26 protein-coding genes and 1 pseudogene are annotated in these 26,660 nt (G+C 34.1%); 15 read left to right on the top strand and 12 right to left on the bottom strand.

The genetic code is table 11. The features are described from left to right. Nucleotides 1–79: 79 nt before the first annotated feature. The 4 genes from IPH11_11990 to IPH11_11975 are packed head-to-tail and all read left to right on the top strand — an operon-like array spanning nt 80 to nt 5,941. Nucleotides 80–3,559, top strand: a complete 3,480-nt coding sequence (locus IPH11_11990; GenBank protein MBK6914328.1) for an SAM-dependent DNA methyltransferase — start codon at nt 80–82, stop codon at nt 3,557–3,559. 15 nt (nt 3,560–3,574) lie between these two features. Further along, the gene (locus IPH11_11985) at nt 3,575–4,657 is read left to right on the top strand and encodes an MBL fold metallo-hydrolase (protein ID MBK6914327.1); all 1,083 of its coding nucleotides are present in this window, start codon (nt 3,575–3,577) and stop codon (nt 4,655–4,657) included. Nucleotides 4,658–4,659: 2 nt separating this feature from the next. Further along, nucleotides 4,660–5,313: a hypothetical protein gene (locus IPH11_11980; GenBank protein ID MBK6914326.1), complete on the top strand. Its 654-nt coding sequence runs from the start codon at nt 4,660–4,662 to the stop codon at nt 5,311–5,313. A 7-nt stretch (nt 5,314–5,320) separates the two neighbouring features. Next, nucleotides 5,321–5,941: a hypothetical protein gene (locus IPH11_11975; protein ID MBK6914325.1), complete on the top strand. Its 621-nt coding sequence runs from the start codon at nt 5,321–5,323 to the stop codon at nt 5,939–5,941. A 237-nt stretch (nt 5,942–6,178) separates the two neighbouring features. Here IPH11_11975 and IPH11_11970 read toward each other — a convergent pair whose 3' ends face one another. After that, nucleotides 6,179–6,319: a hypothetical protein gene (locus IPH11_11970; protein MBK6914324.1), complete on the bottom strand. Its 141-nt coding sequence runs from the start codon at nt 6,317–6,319 to the stop codon at nt 6,179–6,181. Nucleotides 6,320–6,457: 138 nt separating this feature from the next. On the opposite strand from IPH11_11970, the gene IPH11_11965 reads away from it, so the two are divergent. The 8 genes from IPH11_11965 to IPH11_11930 are packed head-to-tail and all read left to right on the top strand — an operon-like array spanning nt 6,458 to nt 14,304. Next, a complete protein-coding gene (locus tag IPH11_11965; GenBank protein ID MBK6914323.1) occupies nt 6,458–7,171 on the top strand; it encodes a hypothetical protein in 714 nt (237 codons plus the stop codon). Nucleotides 7,172–7,175: 4 nt separating this feature from the next. Then, on the top strand, nt 7,176–7,415 hold the full coding sequence (locus tag IPH11_11960) for a hypothetical protein (protein MBK6914322.1): 240 nt from the start codon (nt 7,176–7,178) through the stop codon (nt 7,413–7,415). A 13-nt stretch (nt 7,416–7,428) separates the two neighbouring features. Beyond that, nucleotides 7,429–8,658 (top strand): DUF5103 domain-containing protein, encoded by a 1,230-nt coding sequence (locus tag IPH11_11955; protein ID MBK6914321.1) that lies wholly within the window; start codon nt 7,429–7,431, stop codon nt 8,656–8,658. Continuing rightward, the gene (locus IPH11_11950) at nt 8,636–9,652 is read left to right on the top strand and encodes a Gfo/Idh/MocA family oxidoreductase (protein MBK6914320.1); all 1,017 of its coding nucleotides are present in this window, start codon (nt 8,636–8,638) and stop codon (nt 9,650–9,652) included. The genes IPH11_11955 and IPH11_11950 overlap by 23 nt, the downstream gene beginning before the upstream one ends. Next, nucleotides 9,652–10,260: a hypothetical protein gene (locus tag IPH11_11945; GenBank protein ID MBK6914319.1), complete on the top strand. Its 609-nt coding sequence runs from the start codon at nt 9,652–9,654 to the stop codon at nt 10,258–10,260. The genes IPH11_11950 and IPH11_11945 overlap by 1 nt, the downstream gene beginning before the upstream one ends. A gap of 19 nt (nt 10,261–10,279) precedes the next feature. Next, nucleotides 10,280–11,242, top strand: coding sequence for an ROK family protein (locus tag IPH11_11940; protein MBK6914318.1), 963 nt, complete (start codon nt 10,280–10,282; stop codon nt 11,240–11,242). A gap of 47 nt (nt 11,243–11,289) precedes the next feature. Then, the gene (locus IPH11_11935) at nt 11,290–13,851 is read left to right on the top strand and encodes an LPS-assembly protein LptD (GenBank protein MBK6914317.1); all 2,562 of its coding nucleotides are present in this window, start codon (nt 11,290–11,292) and stop codon (nt 13,849–13,851) included. 6 nt (nt 13,852–13,857) lie between these two features. Continuing rightward, a complete protein-coding gene (locus IPH11_11930; GenBank protein MBK6914316.1) occupies nt 13,858–14,304 on the top strand; it encodes an NYN domain-containing protein in 447 nt (148 codons plus the stop codon). Between the two features lie 4 nt (nt 14,305–14,308). Here the strand turns inward: IPH11_11930 and IPH11_11925 are convergent, their stop codons facing one another. From IPH11_11925 to IPH11_11915, 3 genes are all read right to left on the bottom strand, one after another. Then, nucleotides 14,309–14,785 carry a Rieske 2Fe-2S domain-containing protein gene (locus tag IPH11_11925; GenBank protein ID MBK6914315.1) on the bottom strand — a complete coding sequence of 159 codons (477 nt, stop codon included), beginning with the start codon at nt 14,783–14,785 and terminating at the stop codon, nt 14,309–14,311. Nucleotides 14,786–14,930: 145 nt separating this feature from the next. After that, complete coding sequence (locus IPH11_11920) at nt 14,931–15,617, bottom strand: dienelactone hydrolase family protein (protein MBK6914314.1); 687 nt, start codon at nt 15,615–15,617, stop codon at nt 14,931–14,933. A gap of 251 nt (nt 15,618–15,868) precedes the next feature. Continuing rightward, a complete protein-coding gene (locus IPH11_11915; protein ID MBK6914313.1) occupies nt 15,869–16,861 on the bottom strand; it encodes a hypothetical protein in 993 nt (330 codons plus the stop codon). Between the two features lie 123 nt (nt 16,862–16,984). Here IPH11_11915 and IPH11_11910 point away from each other — a divergent pair, with 123 nt between their 5' ends. Next, the gene (locus IPH11_11910; GenBank protein MBK6914312.1) at nt 16,985–17,764 is read left to right on the top strand and encodes a CPBP family intramembrane metalloprotease; all 780 of its coding nucleotides are present in this window, start codon (nt 16,985–16,987) and stop codon (nt 17,762–17,764) included. Between the two features lie 7 nt (nt 17,765–17,771). Next, complete coding sequence (locus IPH11_11905) at nt 17,772–18,491, top strand: pyridoxine 5'-phosphate synthase (protein ID MBK6914311.1); 720 nt, start codon at nt 17,772–17,774, stop codon at nt 18,489–18,491. Between the two features lie 8 nt (nt 18,492–18,499). Here IPH11_11905 and IPH11_11900 read toward each other — a convergent pair whose 3' ends face one another. From IPH11_11900 to IPH11_11870, 7 genes and pseudogenes are all read right to left on the bottom strand, one after another. Next, nucleotides 18,500–18,952 carry a hypothetical protein gene (locus IPH11_11900; protein MBK6914310.1) on the bottom strand — a complete coding sequence of 151 codons (453 nt, stop codon included), beginning with the start codon at nt 18,950–18,952 and terminating at the stop codon, nt 18,500–18,502. Nucleotides 18,953–19,289: 337 nt separating this feature from the next. Beyond that, nucleotides 19,290–20,544: pseudogene (fabF, locus tag IPH11_11895) on the bottom strand (beta-ketoacyl-ACP synthase II). 85 nt (nt 20,545–20,629) lie between these two features. After that, nucleotides 20,630–21,124, bottom strand: coding sequence for a GNAT family N-acetyltransferase (locus IPH11_11890; protein ID MBK6914309.1), 495 nt, complete (start codon nt 21,122–21,124; stop codon nt 20,630–20,632). Nucleotides 21,125–21,128: 4 nt separating this feature from the next. Then, nucleotides 21,129–21,422, bottom strand: coding sequence for a DUF3298 domain-containing protein (locus IPH11_11885; GenBank protein MBK6914308.1), 294 nt, complete (start codon nt 21,420–21,422; stop codon nt 21,129–21,131). Between the two features lie 17 nt (nt 21,423–21,439). Beyond that, nucleotides 21,440–21,703 carry a hypothetical protein gene (locus IPH11_11880; protein MBK6914307.1) on the bottom strand — a complete coding sequence of 88 codons (264 nt, stop codon included), beginning with the start codon at nt 21,701–21,703 and terminating at the stop codon, nt 21,440–21,442. Further along, nucleotides 21,700–21,858, bottom strand: coding sequence for a hypothetical protein (locus IPH11_11875; protein MBK6914306.1), 159 nt, complete (start codon nt 21,856–21,858; stop codon nt 21,700–21,702). Before IPH11_11875 ends, IPH11_11880 begins: the two co-directional genes overlap by 4 nt. A gap of 12 nt (nt 21,859–21,870) precedes the next feature. Beyond that, nucleotides 21,871–22,419: a phosphatase PAP2 family protein gene (locus IPH11_11870; protein ID MBK6914305.1), complete on the bottom strand. Its 549-nt coding sequence runs from the start codon at nt 22,417–22,419 to the stop codon at nt 21,871–21,873. Nucleotides 22,420–22,564: 145 nt separating this feature from the next. Here IPH11_11870 and IPH11_11865 point away from each other — a divergent pair, with 145 nt between their 5' ends. Beyond that, the gene (locus IPH11_11865) at nt 22,565–25,198 is read left to right on the top strand and encodes a response regulator (protein ID MBK6914304.1); all 2,634 of its coding nucleotides are present in this window, start codon (nt 22,565–22,567) and stop codon (nt 25,196–25,198) included. A gap of 114 nt (nt 25,199–25,312) precedes the next feature. Here IPH11_11865 and rocD read toward each other — a convergent pair whose 3' ends face one another. Further along, nucleotides 25,313–26,542 (bottom strand): ornithine--oxo-acid transaminase, encoded by a 1,230-nt coding sequence (rocD, locus tag IPH11_11860; protein ID MBK6914303.1) that lies wholly within the window; start codon nt 26,540–26,542, stop codon nt 25,313–25,315. Between the last annotated feature and the right edge of the window lie 118 nt (nt 26,543–26,660).

Below are 26,660 nucleotides of genomic sequence, written 5' to 3'. Positions count from 1 at the left end.
CTTTTTTTTGTAACTGAATGATTATTCTTTTAGTTTTGATGTAAGTAATGATTGGTTAAATAATAATAGATAGTATTGAATGCAAGAACCCAAATCCAACGAACGCACTTTTCAAGGAATTATCTGGAATGTTGTAAATAATATTCTGGATAAAGATGAAAACATTTCCTTTTCAAGAATTTTACAGGAACAAAATATAGGAGTAGGCGAATCCAGGTTTGCAGATGGATTATTAGAATCAAGTTTGGATATTACAAAGAAGGTACTGTTTGAATTAAAAGACTCAAGCTGGGATGCAACTGATGAGACGTTAGTTTATGACGCTGCAATGAAAGCATTCAATAGGGGTTTGAAGTATTTTGTTACAGGTACACCGCGTCAGCTTGTGATATATGAAACAATAAAAGAAGGCGTTCCGCTTAACGAGAGAAAACTTAAAGTCTATAACATCTCAAATATCCGTAAGAATGTTGAGTTTACTTACCCAGGTTATGTTACTCAGATAACCCAACCACTTAAGTTATTTCTAAAAGACTTAAGCGATATTGTTCATAATGTTAAAGAGATTCAATGGGATTCAATTGATAAGTTCTTTGTTAATAAACTTTCTGCATACATTCTTGAAGGCTCCGCAGAAATGTTTAATGTTATGTATGATAAGATAAATGAAGATGCACAGCTCAAAACTGAATTAAAAAAATATCTCCGTGATCAGGACATATTTAACATATCATTAAAATTTGATAGTGAAGAAATTTATAACATTTGTCAGCTTTCAAATTACCTGCTTTATCTTAAAATTATCTTTTATACTTATTTACAGCGTGATTTGCCTGAACTAAAATTAAAAGTCTTAGAAATACCTGAAGACAAAGACAAGTTGAATAAAACTTTAAGACAAAGATTTGATGATGTTCTTAAACACGATTTTGAATTAATATTCCAGAAAAACATTTTAGATGATTTTGAATATGATACAAAATATATCCCTTCATTAAAAAACAATGTTGAGCAAATAAGACATCTTAATTTCAAAGAACTTGATGCAGACATTATTGGTGCAATTTATAACAAACTAATTGATAACCAGGAACAGCACGACAGAGGACAGCATTTTACAAATATAAATGAAGTTGACATTGTTAATACTTTTTGTATAAATAAAGAAACTAAATTTGTTCTTGATAGTGGTTGTGGTGCAGGTACTTTTATTGTCCGTGCTTATGTAATGTTAAAAAGGCTAAATCCAAGACTTACACACGAAGAATTACTTGAACGTTTGTGGGGTGTTGAGATTGCTACCTTTCCAGCTTTTCTTGCTACAATGAATTTATCCTTGCTTAATATTAAAACAAAAGAAAATTATCCAGTAATTATTCGTAATGATTTTTCTCATTTGAAACCAACATCTTCAGCAAATGTTATTTTCTTGAATGCAAGTCATTTGTTTGAAGTTAAAGATACAGGTGGAAAAACTAAAAAGGTTAAAGTTCCTATTTTTGATACTTGCGTTGGTAATCCACCTTATATTAGACAAGAAAAGATTGATCCAGACGACAAGAGTCGCTGGGTTAGCCTCGCCCAATCTGAACATAATCTTAAAAAAGTAAACCAGCAGAGTGATTTATATGTTTACTATTTAATGCATACTTCAGCATTTCTTAAAAATGGTGGAAGACTTGGTTATGTCGTCTCAAGCAGTTGGCTTGATGTTTCATTTGGTGCTGGTTTACAGAAATTCTTACTCGATAATTTTAAGATTATTGCAGTTATAGATAATCAGAAAGTTAGAAGTTTTGAAACTGCTTCTATTAACACAGTAATTCTTATTTTAGAAAAGTGCAATGATCGCGAAGCTAGGGAAAAAAATAAAGTAAAGTTTGTTAGAGTATTCAAAGAGTATGATGAGCTTGTAGGAAATAGCAATGATACTGATAGAGCTAAATATTTAGAAAGATTTGTTGGTGGTATTGAAAACTCAAGCAAAACTATTAAAAATGAAAATTATCATATAATTGTTAAGAAACAATTTGATCTTGAAATTGAAAGCACTTTTGATGGCAAATATGAAAATGGGAATTGGGGTGCTAAATATTTACGTTCACCCGAGATTTTTAATAAGATTCTTGAAACTGCTAGCAATAAATTACAACCGCTTTATAAATTCTGTAACGTTGCTTATGGAATTAAAACAGGAGCGAATGAATTCTTTTATGTAAAAGACAATACAGATTTAGTAAAGAAAATGTCCGGTGATGAATTCAAGCTACATTTCGGACATAAAAAAGAAAGTTCAAAAATAAATTGGGAAAAGTTCGGTTGGTATTATTCTGAAATGGGTAATAAGCATTATTTATTAGAACGATTCCATTTTAAACCTTTGTTTAAGACACAAAGAGAAGCAGATAAACTTGAAGTAAATATCAAAAAATTAAAATACCAGGTTTTGGTTTGCAATGATTCTATCCATTCATTAAGAAAAGTCAATTCTAAGCTTGTTAAATACATCGAAGAGGGTGAGTCATCTAAACATAATTATGATAGTCGTCCAACTTGTGCCCAAAAAATTAAAGAAGATGGATCACAAGACTGGTTTAATCTCGGAGATGATTTATTTGTTGGAGATTTTATTTTTCCTTCCAAGATTGGCGAAAAATTTAGGCTAATAGATAATAGACAAACAAAAGTTTATTGTGATAAAGTTAACTATAATATAAAAGTAAAAGACAAGTATAATAACCTTGCTGGATTAATTTTCATAATTCTTAATAGTACACTTTTTAGATTTTTACTTGATCTTTTTGCGAGGCAATTAACAGGCAGTCAAACTCTCAGCGACGTTGATGTAAATGTTGTTCGAAGAACTTTTATTGTTGATCCTGATATTTTAAAGCCTTATGAAAAAGAACTTGTAGGTCTTTACCAAAAGCTAAAATCAAGAGAACAATTATCTATCATTGATGAAATAGAATTTGAAGATAGAAATCGAATTGATGAAATAATTTTTGAAGCTCTTAATCTATCAAAGAAAGATCTGAAGGATTTATATGAATACCAGAAAAATTTTATCACTGATAGGGAAGAAAAATCCAAGTCAGTAAAAACAACAAAAGTAAAACAAGTAGTTGATTACGAAACCTCAGTTCGTTTAGCCAAAGACAGATTTGATGAAATAAGAAATTACAATAAACTGATTGAGAACAGGCAAACAAAACCATATACATTTTATAATCTTCCTGCAATTTTTCCTAAAGACATTAAAAGCGGCGACACAAACTTTTTCGCTGCATATAAAGTATATTTCAAGGAGAATAATAAAACGATTACGATTAACTTTGAGAACAATAACCAAATAATGCTTTATCAATTCTTTTATAAAAATTTAGAAATCCGGGAAGGAACAATAAACCTTCCACTCGATGCAGAACAATGCGACAAAATCCAAAAAGCACTCGAATACGATTTTAACAAATACGCACAGCAAGTAAAAACATTATTAAAAACACATAGAAGCAAAGCACATTATTTGAGTGTGTATAGGGAGATAGTATTTAATTAATTAAAGGTAGATAATATGAATCAAATATTTTTGAGCTTGATTTTTACCAGTTGGAAATGGGAACGAAGTGGTGACGCTATTAGCTTAAGACATGGGGTCAAAGACGAAACACATATTATTTCTCAAGAAGTAATCGTAATTGATGGTGGAACTAAAGAATCAGGTGAAAGTCTTGTTGAACATATAAAAACATTTTACAATACTTCATCTGTGTCCCACGTAATTAATACTCATCCAGATATTGATCACGCTTCTGGATTGAGTATTGTACTTGAGAATCTATCAGTTGGTAGACTCTGGTTGCACCAACCTTGGAATTATGCTGAATATCTGAAAGATAAATTCAAAGACGTTCGTTGGACTACTGAAGGCCTTGCAAAAAAACTTAAAGATAGTTATCCATTTGCATATTCACTCGAAGAAATTGCCAAAATAAAGAAAATACCTATAAGCCAACCATTTCAAGGTTCAAGAATTGGGCCTTTTACTGTCTTATCTCCTACTGAACTATGGTATCTGGAATTAGTACCTGAGTTTGATAATACGCCAGAAGCTCGTCAAAAGAAACGTGAGACTAAATTTCGTTCATTCATTGCAAGTATAAAACAATGGATAGATGAAAATTGGGATATTGAAACTTTAAGTGAGGATGGTGTTACTTCTGCAACAAATGAGAGCAGTGCTGTTTTATATACTAATATCGATAATGTAAAAATTTTACTTACAGCTGATGCTGGCATTGATGCGCTTAATTTATCAACCGAGTATACAAATAGTCTGGGTATAGCATTGAATAATTGTAATATTTACCAAATGCCTCATCACGGGAGTAGGAATAATGTCAATCCAACAACATTAAATAGAATACTTGGTCCTAAAATCGGTATTCAGTCTGCACGTACAAAATACGCGATGGTTAGTTCATCTAAGGTGTCGGAAACTCATCCAAGAAAAATTGTGTGTAACGCTTTTTTAAGAAGAGGTGTTAGTGTATTTTCGACAAATGGTCTCAACCTAAGTAAAAGTCACAATATTGATGTTAGACCTAATTGGCATAGTGCCACTGCTTTGCCATTTTATGATCAGGTGGAGAAGTAATAATGACTGATAAGTTTAATTTTTATGACTTTATTGCAGTACTTATTCCAGGATTGTTTTTTCTTATTTCACTAAAAATATTAATTGGATTTAGCAGTACTGACTTCCATGTAACGAGTTCCTTAGAATTAATGAACTCTTTTGCATTGATAGTTTTTGGTTATGTTATGGGTGTGTTACTCCAAGGTATTAGTCAAGGTATAACACAAAAACTGCTTTCTTTTCTTTGGAGTGGGTTGCCTTCCGAGAAATGGCTATTGGATTCGGAGCCTAAACTTACCTCTGATTATAAAAATCATCTTTGGAATAAAATCAACACAACATTTCATCGTGAAAAACCAGAAGGCGAGTTATCACAAATAAAAAAAGTAAATAATGAAATTTTCTATTTAATCTATCGACATATTGAAAAACAAAAGATCACCGAGAAACATCAAGTATTTAATGCACAATTCAGCTTCTTTAGATGCTTGTTAACTGCTTTTGTATTTCTTTTTGTAGTTACCCTTTACCAAATACTTTGTTCCTGGTCTTTTGATTTTAAGAATATGAGCTTTTTAATTTTCACTTTGATTGGAATAGTAGTCTCGTATTCGGGTGCTTTAAGACGAGGTGAAGATTTTGTTAAATGTATTTTAGATTCATTTTTAGCTTGAGGAATTTATGGCAATTGAAGATAAACAATTTGAATTATTAAAAACATTTCACGAACAATTCGCGCAAAATCAAAATCATCATCAAAACTTATTTATAAAATTTCTCTCAGCAGTATTTATTGTTATTGCAGCTTATTTTATTATTTATGTTAATACTCAATCCTTTGCCAAATGGCACGATTCAACATTTGTTGCAAATTCAAATGAAATAACTTCGTATGCGATTTTGCATTTAATAGGAGCTTATTTCATAGCCCAAATAATATTTTTGATAATGTTAATAGTTGTAACAAATATGGGTTATAATTTTAGAAGGGATCAAAAAGTAAATCGTAATATTAGAATTAAGTACTTAAATAAAGAGGTTTATAAGGAGATTTTTAGTGATAAAGCATTTAATACTGACAAGCTAACTTTGCGTGATTATTTACCAGGCTTCCACTTAATTTTTTCTCTTTCTATTTATTTTTTACAAGTCCTTTTATTAATCACTATCATTTTTAAATCAAAATCCATTGAAGATTTGTGGATATATCCAACAAATGTTGTATTCATAACACCTCTAATTATATCACCGCTCATCTATTTTAAATATTACACTAAATTTAAGAAAAAAGTTCAAGGCTGATTTATGTCAGTCATAAAATTATTTCAAATCACCAGTAAAAAAGTAACTGAATTAGAAGGCAAATCAGTTAAGTAGCATAGTTTATTCACCTCATTAATTAATCAGAAAAATAATCAGGTACAATTAGCCGGGGAAAATATTCCGGATAATATTAAAACTCTTGCTCTTAGGCTGACATTGTCTATCACGTTGTGGCAGGAGGTTGGGAATGAGTTCCTTTTAATCCGCACAAAAAAATTACTTCTTCTTCCTATTATAAGGTGATTGATTAACGGGCTTCAACGAAATATTAAATTCACTCGCTTTCGATCTTATTGATTCTTCCGTTCTTCCAAGCTTTAACCCAATCACACGTGTTGGCGTATTCTGCTTAGCCAATGCTTTTAATTCATTCTTTTGTCCTGCTGTCCAAAGGTGACCACTCTTCCTCTATTATTTTGGTATGATTTTCACCCTTCCCGTTTTACTGCAAAATCTTTCAAATCACTTATATTTGAGCAGGTTATTATTAGATATATGAAAAAAATATTATTGACTATTATGGTGTTTTCATTTTCAATTGTCTTTGCTCAAAGTGACGAGTATTTATTCGAATCTTTTACAGTCAAATTAGAAAGCAAATCATTGATCGCTCTTGATTCGCTAAACCAAATTGTATTTACAAAAACTTTTGTTAATCCTGTTTTAACTTTATCCGATCTTAATAGGGATGGAGTTGATGAAATCATTCTTATTGATTCCGCCTCTGCCTTTGATCAGCCTGATTATTATTTATTTATTTACGGCTTCGATAAAAATATTTTTCTGATTGATTCGGTTTATTCGGGAGTTATTCAGCCGTTTGAAACTGAGTTTGAGGAACTTGACGGAACAGTTCTTGTCACAGGTGATACTCAATATAATTTTTTTAATCAAGCTGATAAGCAGTTTTATCTTCCGATAAGTTGTTTAACATTTGATGGATCAAAAATGGTTTTAGTAAATGATATTCTTTATGATATTTTTATAGAGGAAAACGAAATTATTTTAGCAGGTATTATTGACTACGTAAATGTCAATGGAAAAAATTGTAATTCATCCGAGGCACTTTTGCCGCTGATTGTTTCGGCTTATGTAAATTATATTAATGCCGGAGAGAATTCGAGTGCCTTACAATTAATCAATAATTTTTACTATTGCGAAAACAAAAACGAGCTAATTAAAAAAATAGAATCACTAATTGAGAATTAAAATTATGAAAATGAACTGGGCTGATTTCATCGGTAAACTTTTAAATATTACTCTGCACGAAAATTACGGAATGACTATGGATACAAATTCAAATGCACCTTTCTATGAAATTGTTTTTACAACAGGAAAACTTACGCAGGTTTATGACGAAGGATTATTTCTGGAAACTGAACGCGAAAATAAAATTGTAAATATTTTTGTACCGCATTCTTCAATTAAATGCGTCGAAATTTTTAGTATCTAACAGGATTGATAAAATGAAAAATATCATTAGTCTATTTTTATTTATTTTTTTTATACCTGGAATAACTTCTTTTGCACAGGATCCGCTTGTAAAAAATCTTCGCACCTATTCGATTGTAAGTGAAATTGGATTTCCTATTATTTCTAATGAGTCATCGGCAATCATTATAGAATTTGACCTTCAATCAAACTATCAGCCCGATATGAATATTGTTTTCAGATATTGTGATAAAAACTGGAGACCTGTTGATAATATTTTTTTGCTTAACACAGGCAAAAATATTTTTTATAGTATTGGCTTCACAAAACTTCCTCATACAGTTCTTGATGCTGATTATCATTTTCAAAAATCTTTTCCCGATGCAGAGGGATTGGTTTCATTTCCTTTCACCGGCAAATGGCGCTATTATATTACCGATGCCCAGGATACAGCAAATGTTTATGCAAATGGAAAATTTATTGTTGCAGGAACATCAGTACCTTTAACTGTGACTGTTAAAAATGAAGAGCTTGAAGATAAAGTATATTTTCCGGCAGACTTAAAAAAAATATTTAATATTACCACCTCCTTCACTTTACCCGATGAACTTTTCCCGAACTACGTGAGCTTCGTGGAAATTATAGAGAACAAGAAAATTGATTACCCGACGATCATTGATAAAAATTTTAATACTAATGTCCGCCAGTACTATTGGGATGGAAATAGAAAATTTACTTTTACCGCACGTGATATACATCCCGGCAATGAATACCGCCAAACTGATTTGAGAAATACGAATAAATTTATTTCAAATAATGTTAAAGCGCAGTTTGATGGAATTGAGTTATCCCGGTTTTTTATACAAGGCGGACCGGATTTTAATGGTGGTTCGCAGCTTACAAAATATTCAGATGAATATGCGACTTATATGAATGTGAAATTTAACATTCGCACTCCTGAAGATTTTGGCGGTGAGGTTTTTCTTGTCGGTGCATTTAACAATTGGAGGCTGTCTCCCGATTACAAAATGTTAAACGAGGGGGGACGGTTTACAAAATCACTTTTGTTAAAACGGGGAGCTTATGACTATCAATATGTCACCGCAGATATAATTAATGGAGAAATTAAAAATGCCGATTGGCAGTATCTTGAAGGAAATAGCTGGGAGACTTCAAATGAATATTATATTTTCCTTTATTATACCGATCCAAACTTCGGCGGATATGATAGAATAATCGGATATAAAAAAATCATTACAAAATAATTATGGAAAAACAAAGGTTGGTGTAATCGGCGTCGGACATCTCGGAAAATTTCATACAAAATTATTTAAGGAAATTGATTCCTGTGATCTTATGGGTATTTTTGAACCGGATTTCTCAAGGGCGATTTCTGTTGCAACTGAATTATCTGTAAGGTCATTTACTTCAATTGAGCAGCTTCTGCAATACTGCGATGCAGTCTCAATTGCAGCCACAACAAGCGCACATTATTCAATTGCCAAGCAATGCATTGAAGCCGGAAAACATGTTTTTGTTGAAAAACCAATAACAGCAACAATTGAAGAAGCGGAAGAGATTGTGAAACTTGCCCGAGATAAGAATCTTATTCTTCAAGTTGGACATGTTGAAAGATTTAACCCTGCCTTACTTTCGTTGGATAATTTTGAATTAAAACCAATGTTTATTCAAAGTGACCGGCTCGCTCAATTTAATCCTCGTGGTACCGATGTAGCTGTCGTTCTCGACTTAATGATTCATGACATTGATATTATTTTGAGCTTAATAAAAAGTGAAGTAAAAAAAGTTGAAGCGAGTGGAGTAGCCGTTGTATCAGATACACTTGATATAGCAAATGCAAGAATTGAATTTGAAAACGGGGCGGTTGCAAATGTTACAGCAAGCCGCATTTCACAAAAGAAAATGAGGAAGATGAGAATCTTTCAAAAGGATTCATATATCTCGATAGATTTTGATTCAGGACTATCAGAAATTTTTCGTTTAATTTCATTAGAAGAAACAACCAATCCTGCTACGATTAACTATGGTGAAATAGGAGTTGGTGAAAAGAAAAAAAGAATTATTTATGAGCAGCCTGAAGTCAAAGCAGAAAACGCATTGAAGCATGAATTAAGTTTGTTTATTGATTCCATCCGAAATAACACAAGACCTGTTGTTTCAGGCGAGGACGGATTGAAAGCATTAGTAGTAGCTCAACAAATCATTAATAAAATAAAAGAATCAAAGGTAGGTGTATAATGAAAAAAAGTCTCTATTTACTTTTCGTGGTAATTATTTTCAGCAGCCTAAGCTGCAGTGTTTATGAAACAATCGTTAACTTGTCGCGTCTCCAATTCAAACTTGGAAATGTGAACGGATTTTTATTGAACGGCGTTTCTATTTCTGATAAAGCAAAGCTTGATGATTTTTCTGCCTTTGATATAATAAAATTATCCACTGCTGTTGTGCAAGGCTCGTTGCCTGTTTCATTCACTTTAAACGTTGAAGCTAAAAATCCGAACGACGGAACCGGAGGATACAAAAAAACAGATGCCACATTAAAATCTTTTCCATGGCGATTGAATCTTGATGAAAAAGAAATCCTGACAGGAAATATCAGTTCTCCGGTTACAGTGCCCGGAACAGGCGACGCAACAATAATTCCAATTCAAATTAGTGTTGACCTTGTTAAACTATTTAAAGACCAGGGATATGAATCTTTGATTAACCTTGCTTTAAATCTTGGAGGCAAGGGAGGATCAGCATCTAAACTGACAATATATGCTAAACCTACTGTTACTTCTCCGCTTGGTGATATCACATACCCCGGTGAATTAAAAATTGTAAATGTAGAATACACTAAATAATCTAATTAGTTTTAATATGATGAATCATAAAAATCAGTTTGCAGTTGGTGTTGATCTCGGCGGCACAAATATTAAAATCGGTATAGTCTCTGACAGTGGAAAAATTCTTGTAAAAAGTTCGATTCCGACTCAAGCAGAACGTGGACCAAAAAAAGTTTTGGATAATATTTGTGAGGAAGTTTCAAATTTAATCTCATCCTCGAAGGTGAAAATTGCTGGAATAGGAATAGGTTGTCCCGGGATTGTTTTGCCGGAGGAGGGTGTAGTAAAAAATCCTCCAAACCTTCCCGGCTGGAAAACCGTTCTCGTCTCGCAAATTATTTTTGATAAACTTCATATAAAAACAATTGTAGCAAACGATGCAAACGTAGCGGCTGTCGGTGAATTGATTTTTGGTGCAGGTAAACAATTAAATGATTTTATAATGGTTACACTTGGAACAGGAGTAGGTGGTGGAATTGTTATCAATAAAAAAGTCTATCACGGAATGCACGGTGCTGCAGGAGAAATAGGACACATCACTATTAATTATAAAGGCAGGAAGTGTAATTGCGGCTCCATCGGCTGCATCGAAACTTATGCCGGAAACCAATATCTTAAAGCGAGGGTGATTGAGGAGCTTCAGTTTCATCCTGATTCACTAATAGTTGGATTAGTTGAAAATAATTTTGAAAAAATATCTCCATTAATAATTCAAAAGGCTGCTTCGATAGGAGATAAATATTCGAAAAGTGTGATTCAGAATCTCGGAATGCATCTCGGCGCTGCTTTTGCTTCGCTTGGTAATGCATTTGATATTACAAATTTTATTGTAGGCGGGGGAGTAGCAGGTTTTGGAAAACCTCTATTAGATTCGATTGCCCATACAGCGTCTTCGAGAGTAATGACTCCGCTTCGAAATAAAATAAAAATTATTCCTGCAAAACTTCGTAATGATGCAGGTATCAAAGGTGCTTCTGCACTTATTTTTAATAAATATTAATTAACGAGTTTAATTTGATGTTATTCAGTGCAGTGAAATATAAGTGAATGAAAATCATCGCCTCACTCATATTAATAGTTTTAACTTTAAACTTTGCGCAAATAACTGATTCGTTATTCGAGACAAAAACGGATTCAGTTAATTTAGTTTATAGCGACTCCCTCCTTGTGTTTGATTCGACATCAAATAAAAAAAGCGATATTGACACTATAATATATGCTAGTTCCAACGACTCGCTTATCTTTTTTATCAATCAAAAAAAAATGAGCATCTATGGAGGCAGCGAGTTGAAGTATAAAAATACTGAAATCAAAAGCGCTAACATTTATCTTGATTTTGTTTCAAGTAATATTGATGCAGAGGGAGTTCCTTCAGATTCCCTCCAAGACAAATTGGAAGGGACACCGGTGCTTTCAGATAAGGGCGAAGTATATGATGGACAAAAGATCCGGTATAATTTTAAAACTCAGCAAGGAATAATTTCCGGTGCACACACAGAACAGGAAGGTGCATTTTATGACGGCGATAAAATAAAAAAAGTAGATAAGGATACTTACTTCATTAAAGATGGAATTTATACAACTTGTGATGATTCTTGTCCACATTACTATTTCAGTGCAAGTGAAATGAAAGTAATTCACAAAGAACAAATAGTTGCGGAAATGATCTGGCTGAATTTTGGCGGTGTGCCTTTGCCAATTCCTATTCCATTTGGTGTATTTCCGATTGAGTCGGGAAGGCGGTCAGGAATTATTGCCCCTGCCTTTGGTGATGATGGAACTTACGGAAGATACTTTTCCCGCTTCGGATATTTCTGGGCAATAAGTGATATAATGGATCTGACACTGACTGCTGATTACTATACCCGCGGCAGTTACAGGTTGAATAGCCGTTACAGGTATGGGCTTCGCTATAATTACACCGGAAGTGTTGAAGCTAATTATGAAAACCTGCAAACCGGAGCCGATACAGATCCTGATAAATCTTTGCAGCAAAATTGGAGGCTCAAAATTAATCATAACCAAACAATAACACCCACCATGCGTCTCGATGCGCGATTAGAGTTTCTATCTGGAAATACCTTACAGCGGAATATTAATGATCTAAATGAATTGCTAAGAAATGATGTTATCTCCAATGCTACATTTACTAAAACATGGGATGAATCCGGCAATTCACTTTCTTTAAACTATTCGCGTACACAAAATCTTGAGTCAGGAGATATTTCGGAAATTCTTCCGAATATGACTTTTAGTAAATCACAGTCATATCCATTCAAGCGAAATGATTCATCCGGTGATCAGAAATGGTACGAACTTTTTGGGTATAATTATTCCTCTCAGTTCCAAAACAAAAGAACTAAGGTTGACGGTACATTAAGTGTTCGGGGTGGAATTCAACACAACATAACAATGGGGATGTCTCCAAAGATTGGTTACTTCAGCATTTCGCCTTCATTCAGGTATCAGGAAAAATGGTACAATAAAAAAATTGAGCAGTATGCGGTTGATCTTGTCTCAAGTGACTCTGATTCGATTGTTAGTAATGACATTCATGAAATTAATTTTGTCCGCACATTTAATTTTGGAATAAGCACCTCTACAAAGTTTTTTGGAATGTTTCAGCCAAATGTATTCGGGATAAGTGCAATCCGTCATACTGTTAGTCCAAGTATATCTTATAATTATCAGCCGGACTTTTCTGACCCGAAATGGGGATACTATGGTTCATACAAAAACTCCAAAGGGGAGGTTATTAAATACAATAAATATATCAAAGAAGTTTTCGGCGGTGCTTCATCAGGAGAACAGCAAAGTATTTCATTCGGACTTTCAAATATTTTTGAGATGAAAACCACTGTTGATCCGACAGATACTACTTCAAAGGAAAATAAAATTCAATTATTAAATCTTGGTGCAAGAATAAGCTATAATTTTGCAGCCGATTCATTGCGGCTTTCAGACTTGAATATTAATTACCGGACTCAAATTGGTGATGTATTCAATCTGTCAGGTTCATCCACTTTTACACCTTATGATTACTCTGCCTCTTCTTCAAAGGTAAATCGCTTTTTAGTTGATGCAGGAAGGGGAGTGCTCAGAATGACTAACTTTTCTTTTTCGCTTTCAACAAGTATCTCAGGTGAGAAATTAAAATCGGACAAAGATGATGATGTGGAAAAAACTACTGTTAGCCAATTGCAAAATCAATCAAATCCACTCACTCAAGGCGAATCAGTTTATCAAGGCTTGTATTCAAATCAGGATCCTGATTTCACGATACCGTGGGACATCACTTTGAGTTATAATTTTACACAGAGCAGCCCTAAGCCGGATCAAAAAACAAAATTCTCTACTCTTTCCGGCAGTCTCAATTTCAATCTTACCCCTGCCTGGAAATTTTCAGTTACAGGAAGTTATGATATTGTTGGAAAAGATTTTTCGGCTCCTCAAATTAGAATATCGCGCGATCTTCACTGCTGGCTGATGAACTTTACCTGGAACCCAATTGGTACTTATCGCGGATATTTCTTTGAGATAAGAATTAAAGCGCCGCAGTTACAGGATTTGAAAGTAACAAAGCGTGATGCTTTTTACAGCGGCAGGTAAAATATTATGCTTAATTACATTCTCGATGGTAATAATCTTATCGGACAACACCAACAATTGAAACAGCTTCAGAAGAGCAATAAACAATCATCCCGTGAGAAACTTGCTTTTATGATCGGAAATTATTTTGCGGATAAAAAAGTAATAGTCTCACTTCACTTTGACGGATACCCAAAAGAATCAATAAAAATCCTCAAAGCGAAAATTATCTACTCTGAAAACAAAACTGCTGATGAAAAAATAAAAAGTGAAATCGAATTCGCTAAAAATAGAACGAAAATTGTTTTAGTAAGTTCGGATAATAACTTAAAGGAATTTGCAAAAGTGTGTGGATGCAAAGTTTTATCTTCATTGGAATTTATCTCGCTGCTGAATCAGAAAAAAAATAATTCTGATGAAAAGAAAATTGATGATAACGATATCGAATTTTACAAGAAACTTTTTAATGAATAAATCTTTACAAAAAGATTGTCAGCAAATTATTTTCAAATGTAGTTAAAAAAGATTTTAATGGGGCATCCGCCGGACCTTGCACCACTCCTCCATTTAAATTAAATCTTGAACCATGACAAGGACAGCCAAAATTATTTTCTTCCGTGCTGAATAAATCAATTATGCAGCCATCATGAGTGCAAACTGCGGTTATAGCTTTAATTTCGGTCGCACTGATTCTTTGAAGTAATACTCCGTTATCTCCGTTATTATAAACTAATAACAAAATACCACCGGTTAAATTCAAAGGATTTGCAGAATCAATTGTTAGTTCGATTTTATTATCAACTGGAGAGGCTGCTATTTTCGTTATACCCGAATATGAGTTTAAGCCGGTGGGATTAGCTGCGCAGCTTTGCAGAATGCTTGCTAATGATCCTGAAATTCCGGCAATAGTAATGGTGCTAATTGTGTTGAATAAAAATTCTCTTCTTGAACTCATACTCGAAATCTTTCAAATAATTTATTAAATAACTAATCAGATAATATAGAAGAATTGAAAATTGTGTAAGGCAAAAAAATGGGATTTAGTTTTGGAAATGTATTTCAAAACCAAATCCCGGATTTAAAAATATTATTTCACCTACTTACTTATTAAAAACACGTTTGAAAAAATCCTGCATATCAATCCAGGATTTTTCATCTGCCTCTTTGTTATATGCAATTTTTAATCCAAACTTCTGTGCATTAACATCCGCTTCTGGATTTGTGAAAGCATGGAGAGCATTTGGATAATTTATAAAATTATAATCAACTCCAGCTTTTTTCATTTCTTCATTAAAATTTATTATATCTTCTTTAGTAATAAATGAATCAGCTTCACCATTGCAAACGAGGATTTTAGATTTTACTTTATTTAATCCTGCAGGATTGTCAGTTGCCAGGCTGCCGTGAAAACTAACTACGCCCTTCAAGTCAACTCCAAGCCTTGCCATGTTTAATACAACTCCGCCGCCAAAGCAATATCCTATTGCCCCGATTTGTCCCGCCTCAACATTTTCAGATTCATTTAAAAAATTATAAGCAGCTTGAAATCTTTCTTTTGCGGTTTCCATATTACTCATCACTTCCGATGCAAAAGTGTTTGCATCATTAGGATGATTAGCGAGTTTACCATCACCATAAAGATCTAATGCAAAGGCAGTATAGCCAAGCCCGGCAAGCATTTCTGCACGATTGCGTACATACTGATTATGCCCCCACCATTCGTGGACAACTAAAATTCCCGGTCGTTTGCCTTCAATCGAAGCATCATAAACAAGGTAGCCTTTCATTTTAAGTCCGTTTGAATAGTATTCGACTTCTTTAGTGATAAGATTACTTTGTGCAATTAACGCTGATTCGTTGATTAAAAAGCCAAGAATTAAAAAACAAAAAAGCTTTTTAAATTCATAATTACTTCCTTTCTATTGTTGAGAACTAATGAAATAGTTAAAGTGAAAATAAAAAATTATTACTCTATCAACTGCTAATTATTGAGTAAAAAAAACGCTCTAATAAATACAATTAAATCTGAGCTAATATTTTAGTTCTTAAAATAATAAAACTCTTTTGCCAATTCGTCGGTAGTAAAAAACTCATAAAGAATCCGACCAACTTTTTCTATTCCAGCACCCCTACCCGGATGAGTAAAATCTTTCGTATCATAATCAGACTTAAACCAGTTTAGCCCTGCACTATTTTTATTTTCACCATTTGCCCAAAGATATGGACCCCAAACTAATGTAGGGGTCGTTTTTAGGTCGAGTAATTGATCACCGTTTATTTGTTCAAGTATAACATTGCGAACAGCGAATCCACTTTCATAAGCGAAAGGCTCAGGGTTCAAATCACTTGTTGCATAACCGGCATAGATGCGGGATGATAAATAAATCACTTTAAGATTTAAGAATTTTTCCTTTAAAATATTTATTATTGATATGATATCTTTTTCAAGCTGCACTGCATCCGAATTTTGATTAGGCATGGAAGTGGTTGGCTGCTTGTGTGCAGTTTTCAGCCAGACAATCTGAACTTGATCAGAAATCAATCCTGACTGCTGCAATCTCTCGTCAAGCACATTCCAGGGTTTTGAAGAAGCTTCCGCCCATAAATCTGCGGTCACCCCGCCCTGTGCCCCATTACAGAGAAAGAGATAGTTTGATTTGTTTTTATCATTTTCAACTAACCTCATAAAATACTTAAACTCGTAGGCTGTGTTTGACATTCCAATTGAGAGAAAACCAATTTTCCCATCAATAGGTTTTATCTCCCCGATCTTAGTTTTTAAAGAAATTAAATGTGAAGAAGGGATTTCGTTATTTCCATTTCCATAAAGTCCGCCGCTCTCGTTTTTGTAGTAAATACCAGCCTTCAAATCAATCAGAGGGATTAAATCATTCGTCTGCTGATTTGTAGAATCAATTTCTAATGCAGTCCCATCTTTGTTTTTCTCTCTTTTCTCCAGTTGCTGCGTTTGACAAGATGAGTATAAAAATACTGAAAGTAAAAACAGGCTAAAGCAAATCTGATGTTTCATTGGAATTCCTTTTATTTATAATATAAAAATATTATGTCACTTTATTAGAATTATTTTTGATGCTTTGCCGAAATTCCTCGAATTATTTTCGGTAAGAGTTCATTTCTATTCTTAAATTTGATTATGATTTTAAAGGAAATAAAAATCTTACTGGACATCATCAAGTCCCTCAATAGAAAAGTTGTAATAATTTTTTTTTCTATCGCTTTTCTTCAAACAATTTCCTGGTACTATACTTCCCGCTCATTCTTTCGATTAAATTTGGTTGAATTCTTTAAGTCGAAAGAAAATATTTCTCTGATTGAATATTTCTATTGGTTTATTAGTGATTTCTTTACACTGCTGATTATTCCTGTGTTGATTGTAAAATTAATACTAAAAGAAAAACTTAACAATTTTGGATTTCAAGTTGGAGATTATAAAACCGGACTAAAATATTCTTTCCTATTTATTCTTTTTATGATCCCGCTTATCTGGTTTGTTTCCGGCAGTCAATCTTTTGCTTCTACCTACCCTCATCTGCAGATGGCAAGGAGTAATTGGTCAATATTTATTTTGTATGAAACAGGGATGTTGATTTATATGATAGCGTGGGAATTTATCTGGCGCGGATATATGCTTTTCGGGTTGAAAGAAAAATTTGGTTATTACGCAATACTAATTCAGATGATTCCGTTTCTGATTTTGCACAACGGGAAACCTGTGCTTGAAACATTCGGGGCGATATTTGGCGGTATTGCTTTAGGTATTCTTGCATGGCGGACTGCTTCGTTTTACTATTGCGTTATTATTCATATGGCAGTTATGTTTACGATAGATTTTATTTCTGTTTTAAGATTTCGCAGTTCTGATTACGGAATTGGACTAAATTCTATTCTGAATATTTTTAAAAGTTTTTTTTAAAGGATTAATTATGAGATTTTCATTAAATGTAGATCACATAGCAACATTAAGAAACGCAAGGGGAGGGAATGAACCTGACCCTGTAGCAATTGCATTGATTGCTGAACAAGCAGGCGTTGATGGAATCGTTGTCCATCTTCGTGAAGACAGAAGACACATTAATGAGCGCGATCTAAGACTGCTCCGTGAACTCATCACTACCAAACTTGATCTTGAAATGGCAGCAGTTGATGATATAATAAAAATTGCCTGCGACGTGAGTCCTGAATTAGTTACTCTTGTCCCGGAGAAACGTCAGGAATTGACTACTGAAGGCGGGTTAAATGTCATTGATAATATTTCTCGTTTAAAAGATGTAGTTCAGGAATTACACGCAGCAGATATAGAAGTTTCATTTTTTATCGAGCCAAGTATTGAACAAATTGAAACATCAGCGGAAATTAAGGCTGACTTTATTGAAATTCATACGGGTGTGTTTGCAAATTCAATTTCTGAAGAAGAACAATTTGATGAACTGGAAAGAATCAGGCAGGCTGCAAAACTTGCAAAGAAACTTGGGCTTGGTGTTAATGCCGGACACGGATTGAATTATCAGAATATTAAAGTATTCCGTGAATTAGAAAACATTGACGAAATTAGTATCGGGCATTCAATTATTGCGCGAGCTGCATTCACAGGGATATCTGAAGCAGTCCGCGAAATGATCAGACTGATTAATAAAAGATAATCGCTTAGTTAAAATCTGTAAGACAATCCAACGCTTACATGGCTATCGCTTCTTAAAAATTTATTCCGATTTAAACTAACGAATAAATTTACCGGCAATTCATCTTTTAATTTATTAGCTTCGGAATAATTCTTTTCACCAAATTGAAAAACTTTTTCCTGGAGAATAGATTGGCTGTCGGTACTTGTTGAATCACTTGCATCTTCTATGACAGGGTTTTTGTCTTTATAAAATACAAACTTATAAATCAGAAGAGCAGCCACAGCCACACCGGCAAGAACGAATAACGTTGTCCCGCTATTTCCGCTTTCTTCCACACTTGAGCTGCTTCCACCGCTTCCGATCTCTCCGTTAATTGATTCAATGCTTTGGGCTTCAACACCAGGTGCTAAAATAAACTGTGCAGCCACAATCATTGTTATCAGTATTGTAAAAAATCGTCTTAATATTTTATCAGACATATTTTAACTCCTTTTAGGACTAACAATAACAAATTAAAAAATTTAATTCAACCTATTTTAGAATCGGTAATCTAAATATTGAAAACAATATTATTGAATAATTATTCAACTTTTCAGCGATATAATTTTATTTGTAATTCCTATTATAAAAAAAACTAAACCGATGAAGCTGATAGTTAGTACTTCAATCAGTAAACCTGTAATCATCCAGATAGTTCCAAGAATTAAAAAAGATTATTCCTTTGTAAAGGATCAACAATTCTATTTCTGAATCTAAAAAAAATGATTACAGAAAAAATGGCTAAAGTAAATGCCAGAATTGCGAAAAATAAATCCATCAGGAATATTTCTTAAATACGACTGAAGTATTATGACCGCCAAAGCCAAAAGCATTACTCATCGCAATGTTCACTTTTCTCATTTGTGGTTTGTTAAAAGTATAATTTAAATCACACTCAGGATCGGGATGTGAAAAATTTATTGTCGGTGGAATAGTATCATTTTTAATTGCGAGAATTGATGCGATAGCTTCAACAGCACCTGCAGCACCGAGCAAATGTCCTGTCATACTTTTCGTCGAAGAGACATTTAACTTGTATGCGTACTCGCCGAATATTTTTTTGATTGCTTTAGTTTCTGCAATATCACCAAGCTGTGTTGATGTTCCGTGCATATTGACATAATCAACTGCTTCCGGTTTTATGTTTGCTGTTTGTAAACCCATTTCCATTGCGAGGATTGCGCCTGTTCCTTCGGGATGGGGTGCAGTGATGTGGTAAGCATCAGCCGAAAGTCCAAAACCTATTATTTCAGCATAGATTTTTGCGTTTCGTTTTATTGCATGTTCAAGTTCTTCTAACACAAGTGCCCCACCACCTTCACCCATAACAAATCCATCTCTTGTAGCATCAAATGGACGGCTGGCAGACTCAGGGCTTTCATTTCGTGTTGATAATGCACGAGAAGCATTAAAACCTCCGACACCCATTTCGTTTAGCGGTGCTTCACTTCCGCCGGAAATAATTATATCTGCAACGCCATTCTTAATCAGCAGGTAAGCATCAATCATATTATTATTTGCAGTAGCAATATGCAGATACAATACAGTAGTTTGGTCCTCTGAATCCATATTGCATAGAAATATATCCGCTTGCTATGTCCGGTATCAGCATCGGAATAAAGAATGGGGAAATTCTACCGGGTCCTTGAGTATGATTTATTATAGACTGCTGATAAAAAGTATCAATTCCTCCGATGCCGCTTCCAAACACAACGCCGATCCTGGCACGTTCGGCGTCTGATAAAGTTTCGGTTTTCAATTCGCTGTCTTCAACTGCCATCTTTGCCGCAGCCATTGCATACTGGGCATACTTGTCCATTCGTCTCGCAGTTTTTTTATCAATATAATTTGTGGGTTCAAATCCTTTTAGTTCGCAAGCAAATTTTGTTTCGATTTTGGAAGTGTCAAAACTTTTTATGAATGCACAGCCGCTTACTGAATTCATCATCGAGTTCCAGAATTCCTCTACTGTTAATCCAATCGGAGTTAATGCACCCATTCCGGTTACTACAACTCTTTTCATTTCTGCCATTATTGTACCTTATTTTATTTTCTAAATGAATGGTATAAAGTTAGTGTAAAAATAAAGATTTTCATTCAAAATGAATAAATGAAAATCACTGAGATGCAAGTTCGTTTATTTTATCTTCTGTTATTCTGAATATAGTCCAGTCATTTATTGCTTCAGCGCCAAGCTTTTTATAAAATTCGATGGCAGGAAGATTCCAATCGAGCACAGCCCATTCAACTCTGCCGCAGTTTTTTTGCTTTGCAATTTTTACTAATTGGATGAGAAGTGTTTTCCCAATATTGAGTCCACGAAACTGCGGTCGAACGAATAAATCTTCGAGATAAATTCCAGATCTGCCTAAAAATGTTGAAAAATTATAAAAGAAAATAGCCATTCCCGCCGCTTCACCTTCTAACTCTGCAATTAATGCTTCCGCCGATTTGTCATTACCGAACAATGAATTCAATAGTAATTCCTCGGTAGCGATAACTGAGTGCGAAAGTTTTTCATATTCAGCCAATTCTTTAATCAATTTTAAAAGAATGGGTACGTCATTTGCCGAAGCGGATCGAATTACTAATTGATCTTTTTTATAATACATAAAATTATTGCTCTAATTTTTTTAATTTAAAATCACTAACCATCAAATTCTCAATCTCATTCCATGGAAGAAGTATTTCAACATCTCCCATTACATAAGGACCAATTTCGTAAGGATCAAATTCGATGACCAGTGCATTGTTGGTTAGATAAAAATCCTGCTCGGCAGAAATTGTTAATTTTTCTTCGAAAAGACCAATATCAGTAAACCTTTCAACTTCAAATTCTTCAATCATTTTCTTTTCAGATATCGAAGTCAATTCATCCAGCATTTTGGAATCTATTATATCAGTAAGCATAAGTAATTTCCCGGCGTTTAAATCCAGATTATAACCATCGTGACCATAATAACCATGAGCCCCTCCATTGAATGTATAAAATTATGAACAATTGAAATTAAATCTGAGGAGTTGAATTCAACATAGCAATTTATTTCAAGTGTCGAACCTATATCAGGATCACAATCGGAAATATCAATTTCATCTTCGTGTATAAATTCATTTTTTAAAAACCTATTTAATGTATCCTGCATAAATTTATCTTTTAATGATAGAAGTTCGGGATAATTAATATCTATCACACACTTGAATCTTCCGAAGCCATTTGAAAAGTGTGAATGACAAATTTAGTAGAATCAGAATCATCCTCAATATTTGTGTGAAGCGCCGAGGCGAAAATAATTATTAGATTTATGCATTGAAGAAAAGATATTTTTAATTTCCAAAAATTTGACATGAATTTATCCGGCTAATATTTTAATCGAGAGTTGATTCTATTGATGACAATTGAGAAACCATACCCAATTACAGATCCAATCAACGCACCGCCGATTACATCTGACGGGTAGTGTAAACCGAGATAGACTCTTGATAATGATATGAGCACTGCCGTTATAAAAAGTACCCATTTTAAATTCGGATACAAGCGATAAAAGAAAACAGCGACAGCAAAATTATTTAAAGCATGATTTGATGGAAATGAAAAACTGCCGGTGCATCCAAGTGGTGTAAGTACGTTAACAAGTGCATTACACGGACGAACTCGCTGAAATAATTCTTTGAACAGTTTTGCTCCAAGCTGATCGCTGAAGATAATCAAAAGGATCACTGCGACTGCCGCAACTCTTCCTTTTTTACCGCCGTAACGAAATAATATTCCAAGTAATATTACATAGGCGATATACCATTTAGTAACATCAGTGATCAATGAAAAAAATTTGTCCAGAAAAACTGTGGACAAATTATGATTGATGAAAAAAAATATTGATAAGTCAATTGAGTAAAGAAAATCAAGCATAAAAAAAATAATTATTCCTTTTCTTCAATCTATACAAATTTTAGAAAAATGAGCACTATTTTTTTTATTTTATATTGTGTTGTATAAATAATTATGTTGCTACTGTGTCGCAGCAACTTAACATACTGAAATTAAGAGAGTTGAAATGTTAGAAAATAATAAAGTAAACCATTCGCCTATCATAAAAATATTTATGGAGGATGGATTCCCTCCGAATGTTGAAGGATCTTTGTCTGAAGACGATCAAACATTACTTATCACTCCGCTAAAAATAATTGCAATATTAGTTTCAATAGCCGGCTTATTCGCCATGATATTTGAAATAAAATATTTTAATCAATTTTCGTGGCAGATATATTTTGCGCGCTTATTCTCCACAGTGATCGCATTCTTGGTTTTGCTTTACCTTTATTTTGGCAAAGCCCTGAAAAAAACAGTTGCATTAATGCATCTGTTATTGCTTACTATTATTATCTCCTCGGGATACATGATCTATCTCATTCCATCCACTCTTTTTGTTAATGCGCAGATTGTAGCCTTACTGATTTTTACTTCAGCACTTTTTTTAACATGGGCAGTAAAGAATCAAATAATTGTTGCAATCTATTATAACACAGTCTTCGCCGCCGCAATAATTTTAGGCAAGCAGGACATTTACTTTTTACCAAATCTTTATGAATCTGTTTTATTCGTTTTATTTTTAAGTGTGATTTCAGTTGTAGCGAGCATGATAAATTTCAAACTTCGATTGCTCGTCAATGAAAGAAATTCAATTATGGAAAAGTCGGAGAAAAAGTACCGCTCCATATTTGATAATTCTTTCGATGGAATTTTTCAAACTGATTTGAAAGGAAGAATTCTACTTGCAAACAAATCATTTTTTGATCTACTTGGATATGAGAATTATGAAGATATCTTCAACCTTAATTTAAATAATAATTTTTTTGCTGATGAAACAGAGTTTAAAAAATTATTAATCGCGGCAAGGCAAAACGATTCAAACGAATGTGATGTAGTTCTGAAAAAGAAAGATGGAGCAAAATTATATTCAAAATTTCATTTGCAAATCTTACGCGATGATCTGGGCAATGATTATTTACAGGGAAGTTTACACAATATTACAGCGCAGGTAGAATCCGAGCAGCTTCAAAAAAAATATGCCGAGGAATTGGAAAAGGCAAAGATAAAAGCCGAACTGCTTGCAAAGGAGGCGGTAGAAGCAAGCATTTTAAAAAGTAAATATCTCGCTAATATGAGTCATGAGATCCGCACTCCGATGAATGGTATAATTGGCTATCTCGCACTTATAGATTCTGATTCATTTAATACCAAAGAAGAATTAAAACAGTTTACCGCCAGCGCGAAGCAATCCGCAGAAACATTACTGGATATCATTAACACCATCCTTGATTTTTCTAAAATTGAGTCCGGCAAAATGGAATTGGAAGAAATAGATTTTAATATCGAAAAAGTTATTGATGATGTTATTGCTATCGTTTCACCAAAAGCGATTGAAAAAGATCTGACCATTATTAAGGAAATAAAAGAGAATTCAGTCCTTTATCTTAAAGGTGACCCGACCCGGATCAGGCAGATTTTTATGAATCTTTTGTCGAATGCAATTAAGTTCACACAGTTTGGTGAAATTATAATTCTACTTGATTCTAAACAGATTACCTCTGAATATGTTTTGGTTACCGCAGCAGTAAAAGACAGCGGTATCGGCATCCCCTCAGAGCGATTGGAGAAAATATTTGAACCATTCACTCAAGTTGATGGTTCGAACTCAAGAAAATACGGAGGCACAGGACTTGGTTTAGCCATCTCAAAAGAATTTGTCAATATGATGGGCGGGAAAATCCGGGTTGAAAGTATTCCAAATTCCGGTTCAATTTTTCACTTCACACTAAAATTAAAATTAAGTGATGTTGTACAGGATGAGAAAGGCAGCAGCACGAAAGTTTCAGCCTCTGGTTATTTCATTCATCCAAAGAGGAGTAAACAGAAAAATGAAGAACTAAAACTGAGCAGGGAGGGGTTCAATATTTTACTCGCTGAAGATAATCTGATTAACCGAAAAGTAGTAGTAAGAATTTTAAATCAAGCCGGGTTTAAAGTTGAAGTAGCAGGCAACGGAGCAGAGGCTGTTGAATTGTATCAGGCAAAAAAGTTTTCGGTGATATTGATGGATGTTCAAATGCCGGAAGTTGATGGGTTTGAAGCTACCGCAAGAATCCGGGGTGAAGCGAACGGTAAAGCGATACCGATAATTGCACTCACAGCTCATGCTCTTGCAGGCGATAGAGAAAAATGTCTTGCCGCCGGCATGAATGATTATCTTTCTAAACCCATCGAAGCTGATATTTTAATAAGCAAACTTGATCAGTGGCTTAATATTTCAGATGATTCCAATGTTGAAGAAAATTCGATCAGATCAATAGAGAATCCTATATTTGATTTTATGCAGCTCGAAAAAGCTACAGGCGGCGATCCTTCTTTCAAACGGGAATTGGTAAGAGAATATGTCGGAGATTCTTTACGCCGATTTAAAAATTTGGAGGAATTTTTTCTAACAAATGAGATGGACCGATTAGTTCGCGAAGCACACACTTTGAAAGGTTCAAGTTATTCAGTTGGTGCTAAAAAAGTTGGAGATGAAGCATTAGCCGTAGAAATTTCCGGCAAGCATTTCGATATTGCAAATTTAATGGATCGAATGAAGGCGCTTGAAAAAGCAATTGCAGAAACTAAGGATTCACTTCAATCGTTACTTGATTAATATTTTTCTTTGTGACTTTGAGTCTTTGTGGCAGTGCCTTTTTCTTTTTAAAGAAGACGCCACAAAGACACGAAAGCTCTAAGATTCACTAATAAATTTATTTCGAGATAAAACTCAATTCTCTGCCTGCATTTTACGAAGAACTTTTCCGATCGTTTCCGTTGCCGTCTTCATCTCGTCTTCATTGATTACAAGAGGAGGGGCGAAACGAATTATATCTCCGTGAGTTGGTTTTGCAAGCACACCTTGATTCATCAGTTCGACGCAAACAGTCCAGGCATCTTTACCGCTTTTTGTCGGCTTTATAACGACTGCATTTAATAATCCTTTACCACGTACGAGTGAAACCATTTCAAGTTCATCAACAAGCTTTTGCATTTCAGCGCGGAATATTCTGCCCATTTTTTCTGCATTCTCAGCGAGCTTCTCTTCAATCAGAACTTTTAATGAAGCAACAGCAACCCTTGCAGCAAGCGGGTTACCGCCAAATGTTGAGCCATGCTGTCCCGGTTTTATCGTTAACATAATATCATCATTTGCAAGTGCGGCGGAGATAGGCATTGTTCCACCCGAAAGTGCTTTACCGAGAATTAATATATCAGGTTTTACATTTTCATGTTCAGAGGCAAGCATTTTTCCTGTGCGCGCTAATCCTGTTTGAACTTCATCACAAATGAGTAAAACATTTTTTGCTTTACAGAGTTCCTGAACCTTTTTAAGGTATCCATCATCGGGAACCATGACTCCTGCTTCCCCCTGAATTGGTTCAATGAGAAATGCACAAACGTTTGGGTCTTCGAGAGTCTTTTCGAATTCAGGAATATTATTAAAAGGGATTTTGATAAAGCCCGGCACATAAGGTCCGTAACCGTCATAGCAATCAGGGTCGGTGGAAGCAGAAACTGCCATCATAGTTCTTCCGTGAAAATTTTCATTCGCTACAATAATTTTTGCTTCATATTTTTTTATTCCTTTAACTTCATAAGCCCATTTACGTGCGAGCTTAACAGCAGTTTCATCTCCTTCCACGCCTGTATTCATCGGCAAAACTTTATCATATCCCAAAAGTTCGGTCACAAATTTTTCATATTCGCCAAGTGCATTATTATAAAAAGCGCGCGATGTTAGAGTAAGCGTTTGAGCCTGTTCGATCATCGCATTTACAATTTTAGGATGACAATGCCCTTGATTTACTGCGGAGTAAGCCGATAGAAAATCGAGATATTTTTTCCCTTCAACATCCCAAACCCACACCCCCTTGCCCTTTGCAATCACTACGTCAAGCGGATGATAATTATGTGCGCCGTATCTACTTTCGAGTTCAATAAAATCTTTTGAAGTCATAAAATTCCTATTTTGATTTATTTATGGATTGATAAAATTGTGATGGAAAATTAAGTGAGATCGCAATAATATCCAATCAGTTTTTCTTTATTTACAATAAGTTACGGAGTACTTGAGA

It is taken from the genome of Ignavibacteriales bacterium (assembly GCA_016709155.1).
Classification (GTDB): Bacteria; Bacteroidota; Ignavibacteria; order Ignavibacteriales; family Ignavibacteriaceae; genus JADJEI01.
Note: the sequence above shows the minus strand (reverse complement) of the source record. Positions and strands in the feature narration are given on the sequence as shown.